At 58.3% G+C, this 22,293-nt stretch carries 29 protein-coding genes; 6 read left to right on the forward strand and 23 right to left on the reverse strand.

Going from position 1 to position 22,293, the window contains the following annotated elements; translation table 11 throughout:
- Positions 1–78 precede the first annotated feature (78 nt).
- From ABD903_RS20475 to ABD903_RS20490, 4 genes are all read left to right on the forward strand, one after another.
- Positions 79–1,395: an amidohydrolase gene (locus ABD903_RS20475; RefSeq protein ID WP_345227282.1), complete on the forward strand. Its 1,317-nt coding sequence runs from the start codon at positions 79–81 to the stop codon at positions 1,393–1,395.
- A gap of 420 nt (positions 1,396–1,815) precedes the next feature.
- Positions 1,816–4,254 (forward strand): M4 family metallopeptidase, encoded by a 2,439-nt coding sequence (locus tag ABD903_RS20480; protein WP_345227284.1) that lies wholly within the window; start codon positions 1,816–1,818, stop codon positions 4,252–4,254.
- A gap of 125 nt (positions 4,255–4,379) precedes the next feature.
- A complete protein-coding gene (locus ABD903_RS20485; RefSeq protein ID WP_345227286.1) occupies positions 4,380–5,258 on the forward strand; it encodes an ATP-grasp domain-containing protein in 879 nt (292 codons plus the stop codon).
- Between the two features lie 167 nt (positions 5,259–5,425).
- Positions 5,426–5,803 (forward strand): hypothetical protein, encoded by a 378-nt coding sequence (locus ABD903_RS20490; protein ID WP_345227288.1) that lies wholly within the window; start codon positions 5,426–5,428, stop codon positions 5,801–5,803.
- Between the two features lie 29 nt (positions 5,804–5,832).
- Here ABD903_RS20490 and ABD903_RS20495 read toward each other — a convergent pair whose 3' ends face one another.
- The 3 genes from ABD903_RS20495 to ABD903_RS20505 all read right to left on the reverse strand — a co-directional run bounded on the left by ABD903_RS20495 (position 5,833) and on the right by ABD903_RS20505 (position 8,137).
- Positions 5,833–6,618, reverse strand: a complete 786-nt coding sequence (locus ABD903_RS20495; protein WP_345227290.1) for an SDR family oxidoreductase — start codon at positions 6,616–6,618, stop codon at positions 5,833–5,835.
- A gap of 17 nt (positions 6,619–6,635) precedes the next feature.
- A complete protein-coding gene (locus ABD903_RS20500; protein WP_345227292.1) occupies positions 6,636–7,355 on the reverse strand; it encodes a hypothetical protein in 720 nt (239 codons plus the stop codon).
- A 65-nt stretch (positions 7,356–7,420) separates the two neighbouring features.
- Positions 7,421–8,137, reverse strand: coding sequence for a tetratricopeptide repeat protein (locus ABD903_RS20505; RefSeq protein WP_345227294.1), 717 nt, complete (start codon positions 8,135–8,137; stop codon positions 7,421–7,423).
- Positions 8,138–8,367: 230 nt separating this feature from the next.
- Between ABD903_RS20505 and ABD903_RS20510 the strand changes: the two genes are divergently transcribed.
- A complete protein-coding gene (locus tag ABD903_RS20510; protein WP_345227296.1) occupies positions 8,368–9,267 on the forward strand; it encodes an alpha/beta hydrolase in 900 nt (299 codons plus the stop codon).
- Positions 9,268–9,310: 43 nt separating this feature from the next.
- Here ABD903_RS20510 and ABD903_RS20515 read toward each other — a convergent pair whose 3' ends face one another.
- Positions 9,311–10,021 carry a phospholipase D-like domain-containing protein gene (locus tag ABD903_RS20515; protein WP_345227298.1) on the reverse strand — a complete coding sequence of 237 codons (711 nt, stop codon included), beginning with the start codon at positions 10,019–10,021 and terminating at the stop codon, positions 9,311–9,313.
- On the reverse strand, positions 10,018–11,253 hold the full coding sequence (locus tag ABD903_RS20520) for an amine oxidase (RefSeq protein WP_345227300.1): 1,236 nt from the start codon (positions 11,251–11,253) through the stop codon (positions 10,018–10,020). The genes ABD903_RS20515 and ABD903_RS20520 overlap by 4 nt, the downstream gene beginning before the upstream one ends.
- A gap of 839 nt (positions 11,254–12,092) precedes the next feature.
- On the opposite strand from ABD903_RS20520, the gene ABD903_RS20525 reads away from it, so the two are divergent.
- Complete coding sequence (locus ABD903_RS20525; RefSeq protein WP_345227302.1) at positions 12,093–12,647, forward strand: hypothetical protein; 555 nt, start codon at positions 12,093–12,095, stop codon at positions 12,645–12,647.
- 155 nt (positions 12,648–12,802) lie between these two features.
- Here ABD903_RS20525 and ABD903_RS20530 read toward each other — a convergent pair whose 3' ends face one another.
- The 18 genes from ABD903_RS20530 to ABD903_RS20615 all read right to left on the reverse strand — a co-directional run bounded on the left by ABD903_RS20530 (position 12,803) and on the right by ABD903_RS20615 (position 22,258).
- Positions 12,803–13,228: a BC1872 family protein gene (locus ABD903_RS20530; protein WP_345227304.1), complete on the reverse strand. Its 426-nt coding sequence runs from the start codon at positions 13,226–13,228 to the stop codon at positions 12,803–12,805.
- Between the two features lies 1 nt (position 13,229).
- On the reverse strand, positions 13,230–13,532 hold the full coding sequence (locus ABD903_RS20535) for a hypothetical protein (protein WP_345227306.1): 303 nt from the start codon (positions 13,530–13,532) through the stop codon (positions 13,230–13,232).
- Positions 13,533–13,534: 2 nt separating this feature from the next.
- Positions 13,535–13,762 carry a hypothetical protein gene (locus ABD903_RS20540; RefSeq protein ID WP_345227308.1) on the reverse strand — a complete coding sequence of 76 codons (228 nt, stop codon included), beginning with the start codon at positions 13,760–13,762 and terminating at the stop codon, positions 13,535–13,537.
- Between the two features lie 2 nt (positions 13,763–13,764).
- Positions 13,765–14,022: a hypothetical protein gene (locus ABD903_RS20545; RefSeq protein ID WP_345227310.1), complete on the reverse strand. Its 258-nt coding sequence runs from the start codon at positions 14,020–14,022 to the stop codon at positions 13,765–13,767.
- Positions 14,019–14,306: a hypothetical protein gene (locus ABD903_RS20550; RefSeq protein WP_345227312.1), complete on the reverse strand. Its 288-nt coding sequence runs from the start codon at positions 14,304–14,306 to the stop codon at positions 14,019–14,021. The genes ABD903_RS20545 and ABD903_RS20550 overlap by 4 nt, the downstream gene beginning before the upstream one ends.
- The gene (locus tag ABD903_RS20555; protein ID WP_345227314.1) at positions 14,303–14,539 is read right to left on the reverse strand and encodes a hypothetical protein; all 237 of its coding nucleotides are present in this window, start codon (positions 14,537–14,539) and stop codon (positions 14,303–14,305) included. The genes ABD903_RS20550 and ABD903_RS20555 overlap by 4 nt, the downstream gene beginning before the upstream one ends.
- Complete coding sequence (locus ABD903_RS20560) at positions 14,536–15,363, reverse strand: endonuclease domain-containing protein (protein WP_345227316.1); 828 nt, start codon at positions 15,361–15,363, stop codon at positions 14,536–14,538. Before ABD903_RS20560 ends, ABD903_RS20555 begins: the two co-directional genes overlap by 4 nt.
- A gap of 562 nt (positions 15,364–15,925) precedes the next feature.
- Positions 15,926–16,264 (reverse strand): hypothetical protein, encoded by a 339-nt coding sequence (locus ABD903_RS20565; protein ID WP_345227317.1) that lies wholly within the window; start codon positions 16,262–16,264, stop codon positions 15,926–15,928.
- 212 nt (positions 16,265–16,476) lie between these two features.
- Positions 16,477–17,043: a hypothetical protein gene (locus tag ABD903_RS20570; protein WP_345227319.1), complete on the reverse strand. Its 567-nt coding sequence runs from the start codon at positions 17,041–17,043 to the stop codon at positions 16,477–16,479.
- A 627-nt stretch (positions 17,044–17,670) separates the two neighbouring features.
- Positions 17,671–18,072, reverse strand: coding sequence for an NUMOD4 domain-containing protein (locus ABD903_RS20575; protein WP_345227321.1), 402 nt, complete (start codon positions 18,070–18,072; stop codon positions 17,671–17,673).
- Positions 18,073–18,232: 160 nt separating this feature from the next.
- The gene (locus ABD903_RS20580) at positions 18,233–18,379 is read right to left on the reverse strand and encodes a hypothetical protein (protein WP_345227323.1); all 147 of its coding nucleotides are present in this window, start codon (positions 18,377–18,379) and stop codon (positions 18,233–18,235) included.
- Positions 18,380–18,676: 297 nt separating this feature from the next.
- Positions 18,677–19,021: a hypothetical protein gene (locus ABD903_RS20585; RefSeq protein WP_345227324.1), complete on the reverse strand. Its 345-nt coding sequence runs from the start codon at positions 19,019–19,021 to the stop codon at positions 18,677–18,679.
- Between the two features lie 46 nt (positions 19,022–19,067).
- Entirely contained in the window at positions 19,068–19,235 is a 168-nt protein-coding gene (locus ABD903_RS20590) for a hypothetical protein (RefSeq protein WP_345227326.1), read from the reverse strand.
- 384 nt (positions 19,236–19,619) lie between these two features.
- Entirely contained in the window at positions 19,620–19,802 is a 183-nt protein-coding gene (locus tag ABD903_RS20595; RefSeq protein WP_345227328.1) for a hypothetical protein, read from the reverse strand.
- 126 nt (positions 19,803–19,928) lie between these two features.
- Entirely contained in the window at positions 19,929–20,402 is a 474-nt protein-coding gene (locus ABD903_RS20600) for a hypothetical protein (protein ID WP_345227330.1), read from the reverse strand.
- Positions 20,403–20,741: 339 nt separating this feature from the next.
- Positions 20,742–21,083: a hypothetical protein gene (locus ABD903_RS20605; protein WP_345227331.1), complete on the reverse strand. Its 342-nt coding sequence runs from the start codon at positions 21,081–21,083 to the stop codon at positions 20,742–20,744.
- On the reverse strand, positions 21,064–21,345 hold the full coding sequence (locus ABD903_RS20610; RefSeq protein WP_345227333.1) for a hypothetical protein: 282 nt from the start codon (positions 21,343–21,345) through the stop codon (positions 21,064–21,066). Before ABD903_RS20610 ends, ABD903_RS20605 begins: the two co-directional genes overlap by 20 nt.
- A 4-nt stretch (positions 21,346–21,349) precedes the next feature.
- Positions 21,350–22,258 (reverse strand): hypothetical protein, encoded by a 909-nt coding sequence (locus tag ABD903_RS20615; RefSeq protein ID WP_345227335.1) that lies wholly within the window; start codon positions 22,256–22,258, stop codon positions 21,350–21,352.
- Positions 22,259–22,293: the final 35 nt, after the last annotated feature.

A 22,293-nucleotide genomic window follows, 5' to 3' on the forward strand; every position in this document is an offset into this window, starting at 1 on the left:
TTCCGCTCTGTCCGAAGGTTACCTGTTGCAAAGCCAGCGGCGGGTGTATTTTGCCGGCGTCTACCTTTTTCTCTTCCGATGCGTCCTTCTTTCCGCCTGATACTGCCCGGTGCGTTGCTGCTGATTGCCCCTGCGGCATCGGCCCAAAAAAATGCTGATGCGCAACGAATTGCCACGTTAAGCGCCAAAATAGAGCCCCAGGTTATTGCCTGGCGCCGCGACCTGCACGAGCACCCCGAGCTGGGCAACCGCGAAACCCGCACCGCGGCTTTGGTGGCGGCCGAGCTCAAACGCCTGGGCCTGGAAGTGCAAACCGGCGTGGCCAAAACCGGAGTAGTAGGCATTCTGCGCGGCGGCAAGCCCGGCCCCGTAGTTGCCCTGCGCGCCGACATGGACGCCCTGCCCGTAACCGAGGAGCGCAAAGTGCCCTTCGCCTCCAAAGAGCGCACCCAGTACAACGGCCAGGAAGTAGGGGTAATGCACGCTTGTGGCCACGACGCCCACACGGCCATGCTGCTGGGTACCGCCAACGTGCTCAGCCAAATGAAGAAAGACCTGCACGGTACCGTAAAATTTCTGTTCCAGCCCGCCGAAGAAGGCCCGCCCGCCGGCGAGGAAGGCGGCGCCGCGCTGCTCGTGAAAGAAGGCGCCCTCGATAACCCAAAGGTAGATGCCGTGTTTGGCCTGCACGTAAATGCGCAAACCGAAATCGGACAGCTGAAGTACCGGGCCGGCGGCATGATGGCCAGCGCCGATGTATTTACGGTTAATGTGAAAGGCAAATCGGCGCACGGGGCGTACCCCTGGCTGGCCACCGACCCGGTGGTGGCCGCCGCGCACATTGTGGTGGCGCTGCAAACCGTGGTGAGCCGCGAGGTGGAGCTTACCGACGACGCGGCCGTGGTAACCGTGGGCATGATTCACGGCGGCATTCGCAACAACATTATTCCCGAACAGGTGGAGCTAACCGGCACCTTGCGGGCCCTGAGTGCGGAAACCCGTGAGAAGCTGCGCCAAAGCGTGCAGCGCGTGGCAACCAAAACCGCTGAAGCCCACGGCACCACCGCCGAAGTGACGATTAAAGCCGCCGCGCCGCTCACCTACAACGATCCGCAACTCACCGCCCGTATGCTGCCCACGCTGCGCAGCGTGGCCGGCACCGCCGCCGTAAGCGAAATGAAAGCCGTAACCGGCGCCGAGGATTTCGGCTGCTACCAGGAAAAAGTACCCGGCGTGTTTCTGTACCTGGGCGCCATGCCCAAAGGCGTAGACCCAGCTACCACCGCGCCGCATCACACGCCGGGCTTTTACCTCGATGAAGGGGGCTTTGGGCTGGGCGTACGCACCCTGGCACAACTAGCCGTTGACTACCTGAGCGGCGCCGGGCGCAAGTAATTTCAGTGGCCGCCCCTCTGCGTGCAAAGTCGGACCCAGTGGGAAACTCCCTCCGGGTCCGACTTTTTTTTGTGCCATTATTATGTGATTTAATGCTGCTTTGAAATAGCGCCCTTGCTATGGTATTATATGTAGGGACATAGGTTTAATAAATGCCGAAAAAATGGCGGTTTAATTAGCCTAGAGGCGCTTTTAAAGTAATAGGGTTTTTCAGATGGAATGGTGTGTGTTAGGCGCGTACGCGTTACGGGATTGATATTGATAAGTTTTTTTAGTGTTTGATAAAATCAGAGAATAAAAAAATAATTACGAAAATGGAGTTGAAATATTCGATGTATTAAAAATTTCCTAATTTGCCGAACCCCATTTCCCCAAATGGGTTCCGTCCCATTCTTTTCCACTACCAAACCACCATTCTCTATGTTCAACAAGTACCCGGCCCTGGCGCTGGCGCTGCTCGGCAGTGCCTTCACCGTGCAGGCCCAAGACGCGGCTCGTGCGCCGCAACTGGAACGCGGTGCCGATGGCCTGCCCGAACTCGTGCAGTTTCGCCCCGGCACAAACCCTAGGCTCTCCGAAGCCAAGCAGGCCCTGCGCGCCGCGCTGGCCCTGGCTCCGGAAGCCGATATGCGGTCCGTGCGCAGCGAAGTTGACGAGCTGGGCATGACCCACGAGAAATTCCAGCAGTTCTACAAAAGCGTGAAAGTGGAACATGCCACGTACAGTGTGCATGCCCGCAACGGCGCTATTGAGGCCATGAGCGGCGACGCCGAGCTGCTGGAGCTGGACGTGCGCCCGTCGCTGTCGGCCGAAGCGGCCCTGCAATCGGCACTGGGCTACGTGCGCGCCAGCCGCTACATGTGGCAGGATGCCGGCGAAGAAGCCCGGCTGAAGCAGGACGAGAACAACCCCGCCGCCACGTACCGCCCACAGGGCGAGCTGGTAATCGTGCGCAACCAGATGAGCGTGGACGCCGCCAAAAACGGCAAGCCCACGCTGGCCTGGAAATTTAACGTGTACGCCCAGCAGCCCGTGAGCCGCGCTTTCATTTACGTGGACGCGCGCACCGGGGAAATCGTGTTCAAAGACGACATCATCAAGCACGCGGCCGCTACCGGCACGTTTGGCACGCGCTACGCCGGCACGCAAACCGGTGCCACCGACAGCTTCAACGGCACCTTTCGCCTGCGCGAGCTAACCCGCGGCTCGGGCATCGAAACCTACAACTGCCGCAAGGGCAACAGCTACACGAACGCCGTTGACTTTACCGACGCCGACAACAGCTGGACCGAGTACAACAACGCCAACTTGGATAACGCGGCGCTGGATGCGCATTGGGGCGCCCAGAGCACCTACGACTATTTCAAGAACATTCACAACCGCAACAGCTACAACAACGCCGGCGCCAAAATCCGGAGCTACGTGCACTTCGATGACACGCCCGGCGACGGCCGTGGCTACGAAAATGCTTACTGGAACGGCTCGGTAATGACCTACGGCGACGGTTACTCCCGCTTCGACCCGCTAACCTCGCTCGATGTGGCAGCCCACGAAATCGGCCATGCCGTGTGCTCCAGCACCGCTAACCTGACGTATTCCTACGAGTCGGGCGCGCTGAACGAAGGCTTCTCCGACATTTGGGGTGCCTGCGTGGAGTACTACAAAGCGCCCACCAAGCAAACCTGGCTTATTGGCGAGGACATCGACAAAGTGCGGCCTTCGTTGCGCTCCATGAGCAACCCCAACGCCGAAAGCCAGCCCGATACCTACCAAGGCACCTACTGGTACGCCGGCTCCGGTGACAACGGCGGCGTGCACACGAATTCGGGCGTGCTCAACCATTGGTTCTACCGCTTAGCGGTGGGCGGCAGCGGCACCAACGACAAAGGCACCGCCTTCAGCGTAACGGGCATCGGTATTGATGCCGCCGCTAAAATTGCCTACCGCACCGAAAGCGTGTACCTGACTGCGTCGAGCAATTACGCCGCGGCCCGCACCTACTCCATTCAGTCGGCCAAGGACCTGTACGGTGCCGGGTCGGCCCAGGAAATTGCCGTAACCAACGCCTGGAGCGCCGTGGGCGTGGGCGCCGCGTACGGCGGTGGCACCACTACCCCGCCGCCCACCACGGTTAGCTACTGTGCCAGCAAGGGCACCAACCAGGGCTACGAGTGGATCGACCTGGTACAGCTGGGTTCTATCAACCGCACTTCCGGTAAAGACGCCGGCTACTTCAACGGCACGGCCACCAGCACTTCCATTGCCGCTGGTTCGTCGCAGACCATTTACTTCTCGGCAGGCTTTACGTCCACGGCCTACACCGAGTACTGGAAGATCTACATCGACTACAACAAGAACGGCGTGTTTACCGACGCCGGTGAACTTATCGTATCGGGCTCGTCGTCGAGCGGCGGCACGTTGAGCAGCGCCTTCACGGTGCCGGCCACGGCTAAGAGCGGCGCCACCCGCCTGCGCGTGGTGATGAGCGACAACTCGGCCACCACCAGTTGCAACAGCTACACCTACGGCGAAACCGAGGACTACACCGTCAACATCACCGGCGGCACCATCGCCCCAACCACGTTTGCCGGGGTTAGCGGCGCCACCCCACTGGGGCAGGAAGAAGCCCGTACGGCCCGCGTGTTCCCAAACCCAGCTAACGAGCTGCTGACGATGTTGCTGCCCGATAACGCCGTGGTACGCTCCGTGAACGTGTACGACGTGCGCGGCGCCCGCATGAAGCAAGTGCAGCTGGGCGAAAACGGTACCCTCGACGTGAGCCGCCTCGCGCCGGGTATGTACCAGCTGAGTTTGTCGGATGGACAGAAATCCTTCCATCAGCGCTTCACCAAGCAATAGTCCTTTCTGAGTTATGAGCCGATAAAACGGCCCGGTACCACCGCGGTACCGGGCCGTTTTTGCGTACCCGCCGTACTTTGCGGGGCCTTTCCCGCCGGCGCAGTTTGTCGGTTTACCTGCTTCTTATGCACATAGCTTTGGTTACCAGCACGGTGCTGGATCAGTACGCGGCCGACCACGTGGCCAACGAAGACGACCTGCTAATAGCGTACCTGCGCCGGCAAGGCCTGCAGATAACGTCGGTGGTGTGGTCGGATAGCAGCGTTGCGTGGGAATCGTTCGATGCCGTGGTGCTCAAGTCGCCGTGGGACTACTTCGACCACCCCGCCGCGTTTCACCGCTGGCTCGACGAGCTGGACCGCCGCGGCGTGCGCGTGCTGAACCCCACGTCGGTGGTGCGCTACAACGCCGACAAAGCCTACTTGCTCGACCTGGAAGCTCAGGGAGTGGCCGTGGTGCCCTCGCAGCTGCTGAAGCGCGGCAGCCAGCTGCAGCCCGCCACGTGGTTTGCCAACGGCGCCGAGAAAGTAGTGCTGAAACCTACCGTGAGCGGTGGGGCCAAAGACACCTTCGCCCTTACGCTGACCGAGGCCGAAGCCGCCGCGCCGCAGTTGCAAGCGTTGCTCAACGAAGCTGATTTTCTGGTGCAGCCCTTTGTGCCCCAAATTCAGACCACGGGAGAATGGTCACTCATCTTTTTCGGCGGCGAGCTAAGCCATACGGTCCTGAAAACCCCAAAATCGGGCGACTTCCGGGTGCAGCATTACCTGGGCGGCGGCATTGCGGCGGCCACGGCCCCGGCGCACATTGCCGCTATTGCCCACCGCATTGTCGAGCAGTTTGCACCGGGTTGCCTCTACGCCCGCGTCGATGGGGTGGACGCGCCCGATGGTGGTTTCTGGCTGATGGAGCTGGAGCTGATTGAGCCGTTCCTGTACCTGGAATCGGGCGGCGAAGCGGCGTACGCACGCTACCATGCGGCGCTGCTGCAGTTAACCCGGTAGAGCCGGATACCGAATAGTCGTCAAAATGACATAGCAACGCGTACTAGCGGCTCGAAAGAAGGGGGGACCCCGCATCAGCAAGTACTGAGAAGCCGGTACGTGTTGCTGTAATAGACTCTTTAAATTCGATAGCGGCTCAGAATATTTGAAGCTCAACCAGAAACAACATGGATCAAAGTCTAAAGAATAGGTATTGCTATGTCTGTGGCTACGACATGTCGGACGATGAACAACGGGAAGTAAAGTATGGAGTCACCTGTCCTTGTTGTGTGTTTCTGTACGGAGTTGATGAAATCAACTATGGCGACAATGCACTAATGTCGTACAGAGACAAATGGATTGAAGAGGGCTTGCCATTTGAAAATATGCTTCATCCTACTTTTGTAAAGTGGAACTTAAAAGCAGCTTTAGCTCAGCTTGATAATTTGAAACGCATCAAAATCACTGATTATTACCACAGGAGATTGGGCGAAGAAAATGGTCTTTGGACGCCTGAATACGATGCAAATGCGATAGAAGTATGCTGGTGGAAGCGTCGCAGATGATTCGTGATTTTTTTATTTAGAGCGGTTGCTTAAAAGCCGTTCACCACAAAGCCGCCGTCGACGGACAGGGTTTGGCCGGTGATGTAGCTGGCGGCGGGCAAACACAGAAACGCCACGGCCGCCGCTACTTCCTGCGGCTCGCCGATGCGGCCTTCCGGCGTGCGGTCAACTACTTGCTGCAAGTAGGTAGGGTTGTTCAGGACCCCGGCGGCCAGCGGCGTGCGGATGTACCACGGCGCCACGCAATTCACCCGAATGCCGTCGGGGGCCCATTCGGCAGCCAGGTTACGGGTAAGCTGAACAAGGGCTGCTTTGGTCATGCCGTACACGGCCCCGGTGCGCAAGTGCGTCAGCCCCGCCACCGACGAAATGTTCACGATAACGCCCGCGCCGCTGGCTTTCAGCAGCGGGTGCGCCAGCTGACACAGCGCAAATGCCGAGTCGAGGTTGGTGGCCATAATGTGCCGGTATTCCTCGTCGGAGTAAGCCGTGGTGGGCTTGCGAATATTGGTGCCCACGTTGTTAATAAGCCCATCGAGGCGGCCCCAGCGGGTTTGCACTTCGGCCAACAAGGCCTTGCGGCTGGCGCTTTGGCTAACGTCGCCGGGCAGGGCGTGGGCGTCCAGTCCCTGCTGCTGCCACGTGGTTACGGCGGCCTGCAACACCTCGGGGCGGCGGGCCACTGTAACTACCGTGGCGCCAAAACGCAGTAGCTCTTCGGCCACCGCCGCGCCAATGCCGGCCGAGGCGCCGGTAACCAGAAACACCCGGCCCTGCAGCGACCAGCGAGACGAAAAATCGGAAGGGGGCAACATGCGGCCGTAATCGGGGCTTATTTCAGGGAGTATTCCACCTTCAGCTCGGCTAGGCCGTAGCCGTCGTTGCGGCGGGGGTTGCCCCGTTGGCTTACATCGTCGAGGTGGTCGGTGGTGGTGAAGAAGTAGGTGCCCTGAGCCGTTAAATAGAAACCTTTGGTTAGCAAAAACGAAAGGCCACCACCCACCGGAGCCACCACGGCCGTGGCGGGGTAATCGGAGCGTTCGGGCGCTAAAATGGCTTGCTGGCCGTCGTAGCGCCCCTTGCCGGTGTACAAAATGGGCTTGTAGAGCAGCAGGCCTGCGCCGGCTTGCAAGAAAGGCTTAATGCCGATGGGATTGGCTCCGCTCACGGAAAAACGAGCTGGGTCGTGCAAGGGCTCGTAGCGCAGAAAGCTGGTAAGCGACGAGTTCCGGCTCCTGAAAGCGAGGTTCCGCTCGGCCAACTGATCGGTCGCGCCAATCTGAAACCACCCCAGTTCCCCGCCCACTGATAGGTGCGGCCGGAAGGGGTAGATAATGCCTACCTGCACGTTGCCGCCCGGGAGGTTTTGGGCCGGGCTGCTGGTTAAGTCGCCGGTGTAAAAAGCTACACCGCCACCGGCGGTAAGGCGAAGGGGCCCACGGTAATACGCACGCCCTTGCGTGTCGAAATGGCGGCGCGGCGCTTGCGCTGATGCCACCATAGGCGCTAGCAGCAACGCTGCGGCACCAAGCATCCAGGATAGTTTGCGCACAGGTCGAAAGTCAGGTGAAATACGAGGCATACGCCTACCCGCCGGCTGGCGTTACTGTTGGGCTGTTATTTAAACTTGCCCTGGGGGTCAGGCTGCTTGCTGACCAGGTCGGCAATGAAGTCGAAATCGACGCTGGTCAGGTTCAGGTTCTGGCCTTTGTGCACAGCTTCCCAGGCCAGTGCGTAGTTGCCTTGCAGGTAGTGGGCGCGGGCCAGTTGCTGAAACGCGTAGGCGTTGGTGGGGTCGGTGGTGGTGGCCTTCTGCAAGTGCTCGAACGCTGCTTTCAGGTCCTTACTTTTCTTGCTCTGGTCGTAGCGCAGCAGGTAGCTGGCGCCCAAATCGGCGAGGTAGGCGCTGCTAGCGGGCGTAATAGCCAGGGCGCGCTCGAAGAGGCCGATGGACTCGTCGAGGGCAGTGCTGCTGGCCAGTAGCCCTAAGCCGCGGTACGCTTCGGGGTTCTTGGGGTCGAGCAGCCAGGCCAGGTTGAAGCGGTAGCGCGCCGTGTCGGCCTGCCCTTCGTTGATGTACTCGTAGCCTTTGCGGGCAAAAAACTGGCTGGCTTCGGTACGGGAGGCAAAATTTTGATCGATGCCCTTCAGGAACGCAGCCCCCATGAGTTGCTGGGCGGCCTCGGGCGTAAGGCCACCAAATAGTGGCAACTGGCGCCGGGCAGCCAAAGGCAGCTCGGCCCCGGCTCCTTTGGTTTTAGTTTTTACTTTCTGCGCCGCTACGGGGGCCGCCAAAGCTGGCAATAGCAACAACAGCAGGAGGTACTTCTTCATAAAGGGTGTGCGAAGCGAATTGAAAGCGAATCCACCGCGAAAATACACGGTGGCCGCTCCTCCACACCGTAACGACGTCCCGGCCCGTAGTAGTGCCCGGGCTGGGCGTAACTGCTTTCATCCCGAGCCTGTTTCAGGAGCCCGTTTGGGTTTCGGCAATCCATAAGGTGCGCCTAGGGGTATATAGCCCGTTGGTCCGCGTCCTGTATCCTTCCCCAACCATTCCCTACATGAGGTTTTTCCCCTGGCTGATAGTACCCGTTTTGCTTGTTCTGCTGCTGATTGTGGCCAACGAATACGCCACCGCCCAGCCCAGCCGCCGCACCGCCGATGTGCCCTACGTGCCGGCTACCGATACCGCGTTCAGTGCCGAGCGGCACCTGCTCGACGTGTACGCGCCCCGCAAAAAGGCCTCGGCGTTGCGGCCCGTAGTGGTATTTATGCACGGTGGCAGCTGGAACAGCGGCCAAAAGAACTTCTACTCTTTTATCGGGCGGCGGCTGGCCAAGCAGGGCGTGGTGGCCGTGGTTATCAATTACCGCCTGGCGCCGCAGGTGCGCGTGCCGCAAATGGCCGACGACTGCGCCCGCGCCGTAATTTGGGCCACCGAGCACATCCGGGAATACGGCGGCGACCCGCAGCGCATCTTCACCATGGGCCACTCGGCGGGTGGCGGCTTAGCCGCGCTTCTGGCGGCCGATAACCGCTTGTTTGCTCGGCGCGGCTTGGCGCAAAACCCCGTGCGCGGTGCCATCCTCGACGACCCCGCGGGCCTCGACATGTACGACTACCTCCAAAAGATGGAGTACGGCAACGATGCCCAATACCTCGTGCCCTTCGGCACCGACCCCGCCGTGTGGCGCGAAACTTCGGCCCTGTACCACGTAACGGCCGCCAGCCCGCCTTTCCTCATCTTTATCGGCGGCGAAACCTACCCGTCGATTCGCAACAGCAGCCAGAAATTTCGCGACAAGCTGGTGAGCCTGGGCCGACCGCCGCTGTACGCCGTGCTGCCGGGCAAAAAGCATGTGCCCATGGTGCTGCAGCTGTACTGGAAAAACAACGTGATTTACCGCGAGCTGCTTACGCTGGTAAACGCGCCGCACGGGCAGGCCACCAATCGACAATAATGCTCTGTTGCAACTAAAACGGGCCTTTACGTTTAGTGCCCGATTACCGACTGCTGAACCCAGGCATGGCGGCCCACAGGCGCTCAAACTCTTGGTCGTAGGGTTGCACGGCGGCGGGGTCGTCGGTTACGAGCACGTTTTCGAGGTTGTAGAGCGCAGCCGAGCGCGTCCAGTTGTAGCTGCCGGTAAGCACGACCTCGTTATCGGCCACGGCAAACTTATGGTGCATGTGGTTTTCGGTGCGGTCGATGCGTACGGGCACGCCGGCCTGGTGCAGTTGGCGCACATCGGAGCCGCCGTCGTAAAGCTTGTCGTTGTCGGTGAGCAGCCGCACGCGCACGCCGCGGCGGTGGGCAGCCAGCAGCGCCTCGGTCAGGCGGTCATCGGCCACGGTAAACACGCACACGTCGAGGCGGCGCTGGGCTTCGGCAATAAAGCGGCGAATGGCGTTCAGGCAGGTTTCGCCGGGGCTGAAGTGTACCTCGGTGCGGGAAGCAGGAGCAGCCTCGGCCGGCAGCAGCGCCGTGGCCGCGTTCAGCCAATTAATAATGGCTTTGTCGAGCGGGGTTTGGGTTTGGTTTTTCGCCAGCTGAAACACCTGCCGGCGCAGCGCCACCAAGTCGCCGCCCTGCTGCCCGAAGGCCGCCGCCTGCGTGCGGAGCTGCCGGGCTTCGGCTGCCGACAGGGTAACATCGGAAAGAGCTTGCTGAAACTGAGCTAATAGCAGGTCGAGGTCGGCGGGGTGTGGGTTCATGCCGGCAAGGTAGCGGCCGAAGCGCTGACGAGCTTAGTCGCCGCTAGTGCTTGCCGTTCGGCGGCTTTGGCCACCACGGGCTGCGCGGCCAGCAGGGCTTGGGCGTAGGGCTGGTGCAGCACCCGTTTGGGGGCGCCGGCGGCGGGCAGTTCCACATCCCAGAGGCCGGCGCGGTGCCAGGGCTTTTCGGGAAAATCCCAGTCGGGTCGGTCGATAATGGGGTACAGGCACACGCCCCACAGGGGCACGCCGCCGCGCAGGGCTTTGGCGCACTCGCGGGCAATGGACTCCATCCAGTTGGGCCGATGTTCCTGCGGGTGGCTGGTTTCGGTAATTACCACGGGGCGCCGGTAACGGCGGTAGGCCTCTTGTAGCAGAGCACTCAAAGGGCGCCAGCGCGGGTCGTTGGTTTCGTTGGCCCAGCCTAGGCGCTGCCCGGATACGATGTCCCACTGGTTGTCGTAGTAGTAATTAAAGCCGAGCAAATCGAGGTAAGCGGGCGAGCCGCCCAACTCGGGGCACATGCGGCCGGCCAGCATGTCCACGGCTTGGTACTGATCCTGGTGGCAGCGGCGGGCCAGGGCTTTCTGCTGGCGGGTGGCATTCAGGGGCGGCACAATGTTTACCAGCGGCTCGGTGGTGAGAATGCGCACGGTGGGGTCGGCCTCGCGCAGGGCGGCCACGCCTTCGATGTAGGCGCGCATGAGGCCGTATTTCACTTCCCAGCCCTGGCCCACGCAGTAGGGCGAAGTGCCGCGCACGTCGCCGCCCAGCCAGCTCATAAAACTGACTTCGTTGATGGGCGTTACAATCAGCTCGCCCTCGGGGCGTACGGAGCGGTAAAAATCCACAAAGGCGCGGCAGAGCGAGGCAAAGCGGCGCGCAAACTGCGGGTGCAGCGGCGTGAGGTCGTCGGGGTAGCCGAAATGGCACAGGTCCCAGAGCTGCTGCACGCCGTGGCGCTGGCCGGCGGCCAGCAGGTCGTGCACCACGCTCCAGTCGTAGTGGTAGGGTGTGCGCTCCACCTGGCTCCACCGAATGCCTTCGCGCACGGTGCGAATGTGAAAATCGGCTAGGCCGCGGTAGTCGTCGTCGAGCAGTTGGTAGTGGCCGGTGAGGTGCAGGAAATCAACGCGGTGCCCGAAGCAGTTAAGCTGGTCGGTGCACTCGTAACCGGCCATCCAGAACGAGTGAAAAGGGTTCTGCGGCGAATGGAGGAGTTGCTGGGGCATAAGTTAAAAACGCGGACAAAAGGCCCGACGCGGGGTACGGGTAGATAAACTGGAACAAGAAAAACGTGAACATGCCCGGCAATGCGCTGCTCTGGTGCGTTAAAAATGCTTCGGCAAGTAGCTGCGGCCCTATCGTCTACTTCGCCACCGCCCGGCCGGCGTGGGTGGTACTGGAGCGAGCCTCAGTGAAAATACGCTTGGAATCGGGTTTTAAGAATTTACATGCTTCACTGCAACTGGTCGATAGCCTGCTTGATTTAGCGGGTAGACTCTTGGCTCCGTAAATGGCAGTTTTCGATTCCATATCGTTGCCCATCGGGGTGTTTTTCAGCGCAAGTACTCAGCTACGCAGGCCGAGGGATTGGGGTTGATGCGCGCGGCCGTTCACTTAGCCGGCAGCCAAAGCTAGGCACCAAGGCGCGGTGCCTAGCCGGTGCCTGGGTCAATAAAAAAGGGAGTAGTAGCGGGCGGGTCGAACATTCGGCTTTTCTGCGACTTTTACGCCTCGGGCCGGCTGCTCTGCCGGTATCCGTCTGCTGCTCCGCTTCATGCCCCACCACAACCCGCCGCCACCTACCGCTGCCCCGCCCACCCTGCACCGCGAACTAGGCCTACTGCCCGCCACGGCGCTAAACATGATTGACATGGTGTATGCAAGCCTGATAATTAGACACTTACCAGGGTGATTGCCCTTTTGGAACATGATTGGAACCGGATGCTTGCATTGTTTGGTGAATCGTACACTAAATGTTGGCTGCCCGTACGAAATTTATGAACTTTGAAACCCGGCGCCCGTAGAAGGCACCAACCCCGCCCTACCCACTCACCAACCACACACGATGTCCAACACGACGACCCCTACCCAACTCCGGCCCGCCGCACGCGGCGCAGGCGGCGCCCGCCAGGCCGGCCAGAAAACCAACACCCGCCGCGTGGCCGACAAGGCGCAGGTCAACCTCGAACAGCACTGGATCGACTACCGCTTCGTGAAGGAGGTGGAGAAGATCGAGCGCGAGGGCCGCAGCCAGTCGCGGGTCTGGATCGAACGCCAGCTCGGCTTGCCGGCCGGGACGTGCAGCGAAATCCGGCGCGGCACGCGCGGCATCGGCGCCGTGCATATTGCCCGGCTCAAGCGCAAGTTCAACGCCGACCACAACTTCATTCTGTTCGGCGTGCGCAACAACGACATCAGCCTGCCCTACATCGTGAAGGGCCGCGACAAGGTGCGGGTTGACGTGTTCGAGCCTTATATACATATGTACAATGCGGCCCCCAACTGGAAAATCGGCGAGCGGCCCGAGGGCGACGACGATATGTTCTTGCCCGAGGTGTCGTACAAGACGCGCAACACCGACGACGAGGCCGCGCCCCAGCTCGAAGAAGTGGAGAAATAGAATACGCCACCAACAAAAAAAGCCCCGGCCTTGCTGGCGGGGCTTTCCTTTTTACCGTTATGAGGCGTTACAACCCCTCCGACCGATTTATTGGCCCGCTGGTTATCGGGGCGCTGGTGCTGCTGTTCATGGCCCTGCGCTGGGTGTGGCAGCAGCTATTTTAGCGTAATAGCAAGCGCATAATGGCATATAGCCAGCGGGGCGGTTTCTCCGTCGCCAGCGCAGTTCCCGTGCATGCACACCCAGCCACCTCTGTACGAGGCAAACAGAGTAGGCAATTCTTCGCCCTTCTCTTTGATGTTTGCCGTTGCCTTCTCAAACACTTCCCAAGCGGCAGCGATGTCGGTGGAGTAGTGCGGGATGTGTTCCAAATTGGAAAAGTCAATATCCCGCCAGTTCAGCCACCCGCTAAACGCGTCGATTAGGGATTCGTCGGGTGACCGAAACACCGTCATTTCAAGCCCTTCGTTGTCGTACCAAGACTCTGCACTAAGGGTCCAGTCCATCAAGGCTGTAGCTACGAGCGCATCCAACTCCCGTCCGTCGGGCCACGGCGCATTCTGTTCTCTGGTCAGGCTCATGCTAGTAGTTGGTTTCGGGTTTCCAGCCGATGCGCTTGGAGTGGCGAATGCAGCGGGCAATGATGTTGCGTGGAACTTGCATCTTCCACTTGCGCCGTTTGGCGTAGCGGTTCATGCGGTAAGCACTCGCGTAGGTCATGTGCAGCGGCCGGCGAAAGACAAACACCTTGACCCAGAGCCAGTAGTTAACCAGGTAGGCGTGGACGTTCCACCTGTCCCACAATGCAAGCGAAACCACGTAGGCGGCAATGGCTACGGCTGACCAGAATACCAGCAGGCCGAGGTAGTGGTAGAGCGTGTTCATGGCTATCGGTCGTTGCCTTGTGACTCCACCCTCGCTGTCTGATTAGCGAGACTGCTAGTGGAACTGTAGGTGCTGCGCGGAGTGGCTTCCACCCGAGCGCCGACGGATGTTTTTTCGGCGCCTTCTGGCAAGACCAGGCGGACCACTTGCACGTCATACCCTTTGTTGCGCACGTAGGCAGAAATAGCAGCGGAAACCTCTTTGTAATCGAGTTCAATGACGGTCTTCATGGCTAGTCGAGGTTGATGTTCAGGTTTCGGGCGGCTTCTCGTACTTCCTCGGGGCAAACCCCGTCAAAACGCTTGTCACGCTCCACGGCGATGTGATGTAGGTTTTTCAGCGCGTCCTCCACGCCCATGCGGAATTGCGCGGCGGACTCCTGCTCGGCGCGGAGCTGGGTGCGTAGGTTCAGCAGCTCGTGGGTCGTGGCGTAGGGGTTGTTCACCACTTGCTCGAAAACGGCGTGGTATTCGGGGGTGTCGGTGGTCATGGCTTTGGATGTCTAGAAACAGCCATCAGGGCGAATCCCATTGCTACGCTGGCGTCGTCGGGCTTGGGGAAAATTTGGCCGTACTTGTTTTTAATGCGTTGCGCCAGCTCAGTCTTTTTGCGCGCCAAACACCGGACGTAAACACGGTAGGCTTTGGCGCCTGTCTCGTATTCGGGGTGTTTGTTCAAAAAGCCAAGTGTTTCATCAATGAGTGATTGGTCAAAAACTTGGTGGGGGTTTCCGTTTACAAACTCGTCTAGGTATTTTTTTAGGTGCTCGTTCATGGCTGGGTTCTTTCAAAGATGAATACAGTGTGGTTGCCTAGCGGCTCGGTGGTGTGCGGGCCGTAGCGTTCTAAGTCGCCGGCGTAGGGCAGCAAGGGCTGGCTCTGCCAATCCACCAACACAAACGCCATGTAGTAGGGCGGTTCCTCCCGTTGTTTCCAGTTCATCCAGTGCCGCACGAAGCAGGTATTGGAGAGGCGGAAAACGAGGTGCTCAAACTGCTCGGTGGTCATGGTTGCTCCGTCAAGCGTTTCTTCCAGCCTTTCGGTGGCGGCCACGGCACGCCCCACGACGCGAGTTGCTCGCGGGTGAATCCGCCGTTTTCTGTTCGGCCGGCTTCTACCTGCGTCTTTGTAAGCGTGGTCAGGGTACCATATGGTTTCACGAACCGCGGCTTGGGGTTGGCCTTTAGCTTGGCCGCTCTTTTAGCTTTTTTCTCTGCCTGCCGTGCTATACCTGCTGCAATCCGCGCCTCTCGGTTTTCCGGCGTCTTCTTCTTTTTACAGCCTCTGCTTGGGGCGGCAAAGTCCAGGGCCGCCCGAACTTCCTTAAAGGAGGCGTCAGCAGGTAAAGCCTGCACAGCCTGAATGCGCTGGACGCGTTTGGCTTCCGTTGCGGCTTTGTCTGCCGCTAGACGCTGTTTGCGTACGCGGGTGGGTGTGGCGTGCTTGGTTTCGATACGCGCCTGCTTGCGTGCTGCGGTGCGCTGTGCCTTCTCCCACTTGCGGGCATAACCTTCTACGTCGGGGTACAAGCTAGCTTCATACGCGGCCGTGTTTGCAAGTCGATTGGGAATGCGAAGCACCTTAAGCCCCAGGGCCACGCAAAACGCGTCGCGCTTCTGGTCGTGCTCTCGTTGAGCCAAGTGGCTTTCCCCGTCAATTTCGATAATCAGGAGCTTGCTCGGGATTACAAAGTCCAGGATGTAGAAACCGAATACCACTTGGTTCTCAAACGCTGGCCCGCCGAGCAGGGAGTCATAGGCCCGCCCCTCCGAGAAGGTAGGGCACTGCCGCATGGCATCTGCTTTGGCTGTCAACTCTGCTAACGTAAGCATGGTAGTATGACTGATGGTGAAGCGGTGGTTGTTGGGAACTGTCCACTTAAGCCCCCTTACCCCCATAGCTGAATGCTAGGAGTAAGGAGAGTTAAGTGGACAGCACAAGCATGACTGGATGGAGCCAGCGGCATGGTCGGTGTACTGGACGGTCCCTATAAGCCCATCTCGGATTGCCCGATTACAAGAGGGATTGCGTCAGCTTCTTCATCCCATCCGACTCTGCTTAAAGGCGCGGAAGGCACGGGTAAGAAAAAGCCCCGGTCTACTGGTGGAAGACAGTAGCCGGGGCTTGCATTTGGGTCTGGTAGAGGGCGACTCCAAATGTTAGTTTCTCGACACGCTTCCACCCGTGTTATAGGCGCAAGGTACGAAATAAATTTGCATTGTGTACGAACATTATGCAAAAGTGGTTAGCGGCCTTTCTGCGCCTTGACCAAGCGGAGCAGGCGGCGCTGCTCGGTTTTGGGCAGGGTGACGATGAACAGTCGCGGCACGAGGATGTGGGACGGGTGATGCATGACGTGTGTGGTTGTGGAGAGAGAGGGCGGGGTTGGTTATTCTATGTATTCAAGGGTTGAACCTCGCGGGCCAGCAGCAGCCGGACACGCTCGATTTCCTCGGCGGTGTGCGGGGTGCCGCCTGCATTCATCTGCAAGTACCACTCAAGTACCTGTGCTTTGGTTTGCAGGTTGTTGATATTGAAGCGTAGCGAATCTGAGTTGCGTGCTCGTTGTATATCCTGCTCGAACTCGTGATAGTACTGTCCAAATGCCTGTGTTTCGCCCCGTAGAAAGCGAAGCAGGGCAGTAAGGCGTTGCAGTCCGTCTACGCACACAAAGTCGTCGTAATCGGTCGTTGCCTGGCTTCGCCAAGATGGTTTATTAAAGTAGATAACCATGCCCGTGCGCCCACCTTTGAGGAAGTATTCGACGTAAGCTGTTTGCTGGGCCTCAGTCCAAACGTGGCCCGCTGAAAGTCAGGCAAGAGCTGCAAACCTTCATTGGTTACAAAATCCTGAATAGTGGACTCAAGGCTGCCAAGGGAATAGTTGCACTCCCAGCTTCCGTGGCGAATAAGCTGCGGTATTTCGGAGAATTTCATGGTTCGCGCTTAGTTGGGTTGCGGTTTGGGTCGCTGGGGGCCGGTGTAAACCACTTCAACAGATGGGTCTGTGGGGTTGTCGGCTTCAATGGCCCATACCCCTTCCTCGTGGATGTCTGATAACTTGTGGTGAAGTGCATTAGCTGATACGCTGCCGTAGGTGCGCAATGTGCCTAATGTGGTGCGTTGGACATGAGTGGAAATAAGCTCCACGGCCCGCGCTTGGCTTTTGGCCTTGCATAGCACTATGTAGCCTCTTCGTGCCACTGTGGTTAAAGCGCCCGGCGCCTTGCCGTAAACGCGCAGGGTAAAGAGTTTGCCGGGCATGGTCGCTTGAGGTTGGTTGAGCGCGTGGGAAGATTGTGACTGGCTGGATTTAGGTCGTCGGGGGCCGGTGCGGAGCCGGCGCGGTTGTTCCGTGGGCGGGTAGGCTTCGGCGTCGATGAACAAGCGCGGGCCGTACTCGGTGGTGCGCGTCACGGCGAGCAGGTGGCCGGTGTTGACGCGGTGCAGCACGCCCGAGCGGGTGAGGCCGCAGGCTTTGGCGTAGCGGTTCAGGTTCAGGTAGCGGGACATGGGCGGGTGTTAGTGTTGGGGCTGATGCGGGAGCGAATCGCTCGGATAGATAAAACCGAACCGAGTATTTGCGCCGCAGCGGTTTCGTGCGCGGACTTGATCGAACACGAGCCTGTGTATCTCTGTCTGGTAAGCATGGAATGCATGGGCTTGAAGTTTCGGGCGGTGTGTAATCAGCCGTGATGGTGGTCCGCGCTTAGTTTCGCTTGCGTGGCCCTAAGTAGATGCTGATTTTGTGCAGGTGTTTCCCGAAGCGACTGAAATTGTGCTCGGCCCTGGCTGGCGTGGTTAGTTGCCGCCGTAGTTCAGCCCGTGACAGCTCAAAGACCTCTGGTAGCTCGTTGTAGGCAAGCAACTCCCTGAAAATGGCCGAGGGAAAGCCAGCGGCTAAGATGCGTTGCGGTGTTAGTATTTCCCGTTCCTGCTGGCGCTGCTCTGTGTGCTGGCGGCGGCATTCGGCCAATGCTTTTGTATGGGAATTGCCGGTGCCGTGAAAACTGGCAAACCTTGCTACGTAGGTGTCGGCTAGTCGCGGGATGTGTAAGAGGCCAATACTGCACCGGCCAATCCGGTGCAGTATTGTTACTCTGTACCCTAGGAGCTGGTAGCGCCGAAACGGGTTAGACTTCATTTCTTGGGCCTTTTCTTGGATTTGTGCTTGAAGTACTTCGGGGCAAACAGTCCCATCCTGACAGCGTGCTGGGTGTTGTGCTTGCGCGTACACCACTCCAAGTTATTGATGTTGTTGTTTAGCTTGTTGCAATCAATATGGTTTATCACGGGATAATCGTTGGGATTTGGGATAAACGCAGTAGCAACCAGCTTGTGAACGGAAATCGCTTTAACCTTGGAGTGTTTATCATACAAACAAACCTTGTAATAGCCATTGGTAAGACCTGGCCGGCGAATGTGCAACCTTCCGTCACGGGCATTTACTTTAGAAAAGCTACGTATGCGGCCAAACGTGCTGACCTGATATACGCCGTCGTAGCCGGGTATATCCTTCCAAAGTTCTTCGGGGAACTGCATGTGGGTTCTTTCTCAGGGTTTTCATAATAGGGGGCCGTATCACACTCGGCAGCGAAGTTGAAAATGAATACAATGCGGGGGCGGCGGTCGGTTATGGTGGTTTCATGTTTCTGTTGGTTTAGTTGTCCAACGCAGCCCCGAGGGACTGCCGCACACGGGCCTAATGGCTTGGGGTCTGCCCGGTCAGATTGTTTTTTTGCCGCTCCTTGTCGAGCAGCTTAAACAGGCATTTAATCAAATGCTTGTCGCGCTTGTGGTAGGTGTGCAGGAAGCGAATGTGCCGCCGTAGTTTGTCCTCGCTGCTCATTCTCTTTATTTTGGTTTTTAGACCAAGCGTTTAGTTTGAAGCCGGTAATTTAACTGCCCGGAATGCCAGCCAATCGGGGTATAGCTTCCCGGTCTGGTCCGTGCATGGGCCAAACACTGGGGTATAGCCGTATTGCTTGGCGGCAGCTTTCAATACCTTAGCATTTGCGGCATGAACCGGAAACCCTTGGTTTTCGACTACCATTTGCCCATTCTCCATCTGGGTCAAAAGCCGCCCAAACTCCACCCCATGCACGAATGTGGGGGATTGGTCCGAAAAAGGAATTAGGAGATACATCTACTTCTCGCTGATTTTTGAATCGTTATACTTTTGTTGAAAGAGGTCGGCAATGCCGAGTATTTCCGCCCACTTGAGCGAAAACGCATATTCGTCGTTTTCAAGGGCGGAACTAGCAAGCCGTTCGGCTACTTCACTGGCTGTTTTAACACAGTCTCCGCGCTTGATGTAATACCCTGGCTCGGTTATCTGAACGCCACGGTGTAGCGAGGCATAGCGCGGTGTTATCCAAGTGGCGGGCCACGGACAATAATGGCCCGTTTCGTAAAAATGCGCGTGATACTCTGCGGGCATTTTAATGGCTCCGTTTGCTAATACTTGGCCGGGTTCGGTGAACTCGTGCATGGCAAGATGGCGCGTAACGTGCGCGGCGTGTGGGGTGAAAACGGGGTTAGTTGGCGGGCGTTTTGGGGTCGAACTCGAACAGGTGAACGATTAGGCCGAGGGCTAAGAAGGTGCCGAGGGTCAGCAATACCGGGTGCATGGTGAGCAGTCCAGCAAGGAGCAGTAAGGCAGTGGCCAGAATCAGGGCCAGCAGGGAGGCGGTAGCGTGGGGCATGGCGGGCGCGGGGTTAGTTTATCCGGTAAATCACTACTTCGGAGCCTGGTTTAATCAGGCCAAAAAGATTTACCTCGTCGGCTTTATAGTCGGTTGGTGTCCACATATGGCCGGATGTATCCACGAAAAAAAGCCGATTATTTAGGTTAGTTCCGGTTATGCTCTCAACCTTTCCGGCCCATTTAAACCCCCAATGAAGCATCAGACGGAAAACGGACGTCGCCTCTTCCATGTGGGCGTAGCCGCTAGGGGCTTTTATTATTCTGTGCTCTTGCGTAATGGCAAAGGACTTAAACTCTGTTTTCGGGTGAATGCACTCTATCATGTCGTATTGCTCGGTAACGCTGAGCGGCTTTTATGGTGGGTGCGGGGTTGGTTGTGGTATTAGTCGAGGTATGCGCTGGCGTTATCCAGCGGTACAACGGCCACACGGTAGCCCATAATGGCGCGGGCCTTAGCGGCTGCTGCCTCGGCTTCTTCGAGGGTGGCAAAATGCCCGTGGCCGTACATGGCTCCGGTTTCAAAACCGAATCGGCTTTTTAGAAACTCAATGACTGCGTATCTCATGGGATTGGGTGCCGTAACGCTGGCGGGCTTTGTGTGTGGGTTCCTGTTTCGCTGTGTGTTCAGCTCGTCAGCGGCAGCATACTACCGGACAGGACCGGAACGGGGTGAGCGTTCCGGCTGTGGGTGTTAGTTGTTCAGTTGGTCGCACAACTCCTCGATATCGTGTTGGCTTAGACCTAGCTTCGCCATTTTTTCGGCAGCGGCTTGACAGCCTTTAAATACCTGCTTGGCTTGTTTGTATTGGCTGCGGCTGTCTGTGTCGTAACCAAATTCATCCATTACATCATCGGTGCTAGTCCAATTGGCGGCGCTGTTAGCGTCGGACAATACGCAACCTAGGGCCTCTTTAATGCCGGTTTCGCCTAGTTCGGTTATGCCTTTGCTGTGGTCGTTGATGCTGCCGTAGTAATTGAATGTTGCGCGGCTGCCGTTGTTGCTCTTAACGGTTAAAACGAAATAGTTGTGGTAGCCTTTGCCACGCTGTTTTGGCTCGTTAGGGAAGCCGAAAACACTGCCTTTGTGCTTGGCTGTTGCGGTTAAGATTACGCTTCCGGCGTTTACTGTAAACATGTTGGCGGTGGTGGCGGTGGTGTTTGCCATAGTGGTATTGGCCTGTGACGCTGGCGGCGGTTGTTGGGGTTGGTTGGGTTTCCGTTTCGGACTGCTTTGTCCTCATCAGCGGCAGCACTACTGCCGGACGGTGCCGGATTGCTCCGGCTGTCGTGTTAATACTGTCCGTCTTGGAGGCTTACAGAGTCCTTGCTGACATTGTGCGGGCCTTGGCTATCGTAGTAGCACACTACCCGGATATGGTTTTTTGCTACGCCTAAAACCTTGGCACCGTAGAAGTTGGTAGGTGTAGAAATAAACACTTTATGTCCTTTGCGAATGGTTAGTACTTGGCTCATGTGGTGGTGGCCGTGACGCTGCGCGGCGGGGTTAGTTGAAAAAAACGGCTCCTTGGGTCAGTACTGCGGTATGCGCGGCGGTTACGGGTTGTCCGTCTGTCGTCGTAAAGGTTCCGGCTTTGTAGGGGTTGTAGCTGGCTCGGGCGGTGGGTGCTGGTGCGTCCGGTGCTACGGTGCCGTTCACGTACGCATGTACTTGTTTTTGCTTTGTGGCCAGTACTTTGGCGCGTCCTGCGGGCTGAACGGTGAAGGTGACGGCCGTGAGGGTGATGCTGGGCAGGTGGGCAATGACTCTGCCTTTGTGTTGGATGCTGAAATTGCCGGTGTGCAGGTTGCGGTAGACTCGTACCTTCTTACCTAGTAGCCCCTGCATTGGTGCTGATTTCTAAGGAGTTTACGCACCCCATGTCGCCCACTATTGCTACTCCATGCTTTACACATTCGGTCATTGTGTCCCAGCTGGCAAGGTCTATTCTTAGGCCGTTTTGGTAGGCTGTTCCGGTCCAGCTGCAACGGTCGTTGTATTTGTTGCTGCCGCGGTTTACCTGTAGTTCGTCCGGATAAACTCGCGCGTCGTTGCCTAATAGTTGCTCTAGCATCTCCGCTAGTTGCTCCTTTGTTTTGCCGTATTTCATGGCGTTAGCGGGCTTTAGTGGGGGCCGTAGTTTGGCTTACCGTGTAGTGCTCGGTGCTGCACGTCTCGCGGTCGTTCTCGCAGATGCCGAAACCGCCACACATTCCGAAATGGTGTACCGTTATCGTCTCGCCGTTGTCGAATCGGGCGGCCTGCTCCTCGGTCAGCTCCAGCCCGTATCCGTAGGTAGTCATTCGATCAACGGTGCAGGATGCGAGGGAAGCAACGGTCAGGCAGGCAAATGCTACTGCCTTGATTGCCTTGCCGAAAAAGTTGGGCGTGCTGATGGCGGCGAGTACGGCGCTCATTTCGTTGACTGCCTGCTGGGCTTCCGGGGTTAGTTGCTCCGGTGCTGGCTGGCCGTATTTGGCGGCATAGCGGTCTACTGGTTCGCTGCTTTCGTCGCTGTAAAGGGCTGCAACAATATTGCCGTTTGCGTCCTTTAGGGCCAGCATAATGGAGCCATCGACTAGCATTGCGGCACATTCGTTGCTGCGCACGTCGGAGGCTTTGTAGGCCTGTACTTCCTGGGCGTAGCGTGTGCGGGCGTCCTGCTCGGTGGCGGTGGCTAGCACCTGCTCCTCGTCGGTTACAAGGTCGCGGCGTACTACGGTGTATTGCTGGGGCTCCGTTACCGTGTACTCCATCTTGCCGCGGTAGCCGGCGCGGTATGCGTATTTATCTAGGCCGGCTTGGGCCAGCTTTACCAGCTCTTCCATTGAATAATGTGCCCCGCGAAGGTGCCCGGCATAGTCAAACGTGTGTAGGCTGGGCTCGTCCTGTTGGGTGGTGCAGTTGTAGCGTTTTTCGCGGAAATGCAGCACAACGGCATAGCCGGTTTCACGCAGTTCGATGGTGGCGAACTGTGCGCCAAACTCGGGAGCATTGCTGTAGGTGATGGTGGCTACTAACATGGGGTCGGGTGCCGTGACGCTGGCGGGCGGTAGGG

Origin of the sequence: Hymenobacter koreensis, assembly GCF_039541855.1 — a bacterium.
Lineage (GTDB): Bacteria > Bacteroidota > Bacteroidia > Cytophagales > Hymenobacteraceae > Solirubrum > Solirubrum koreensis.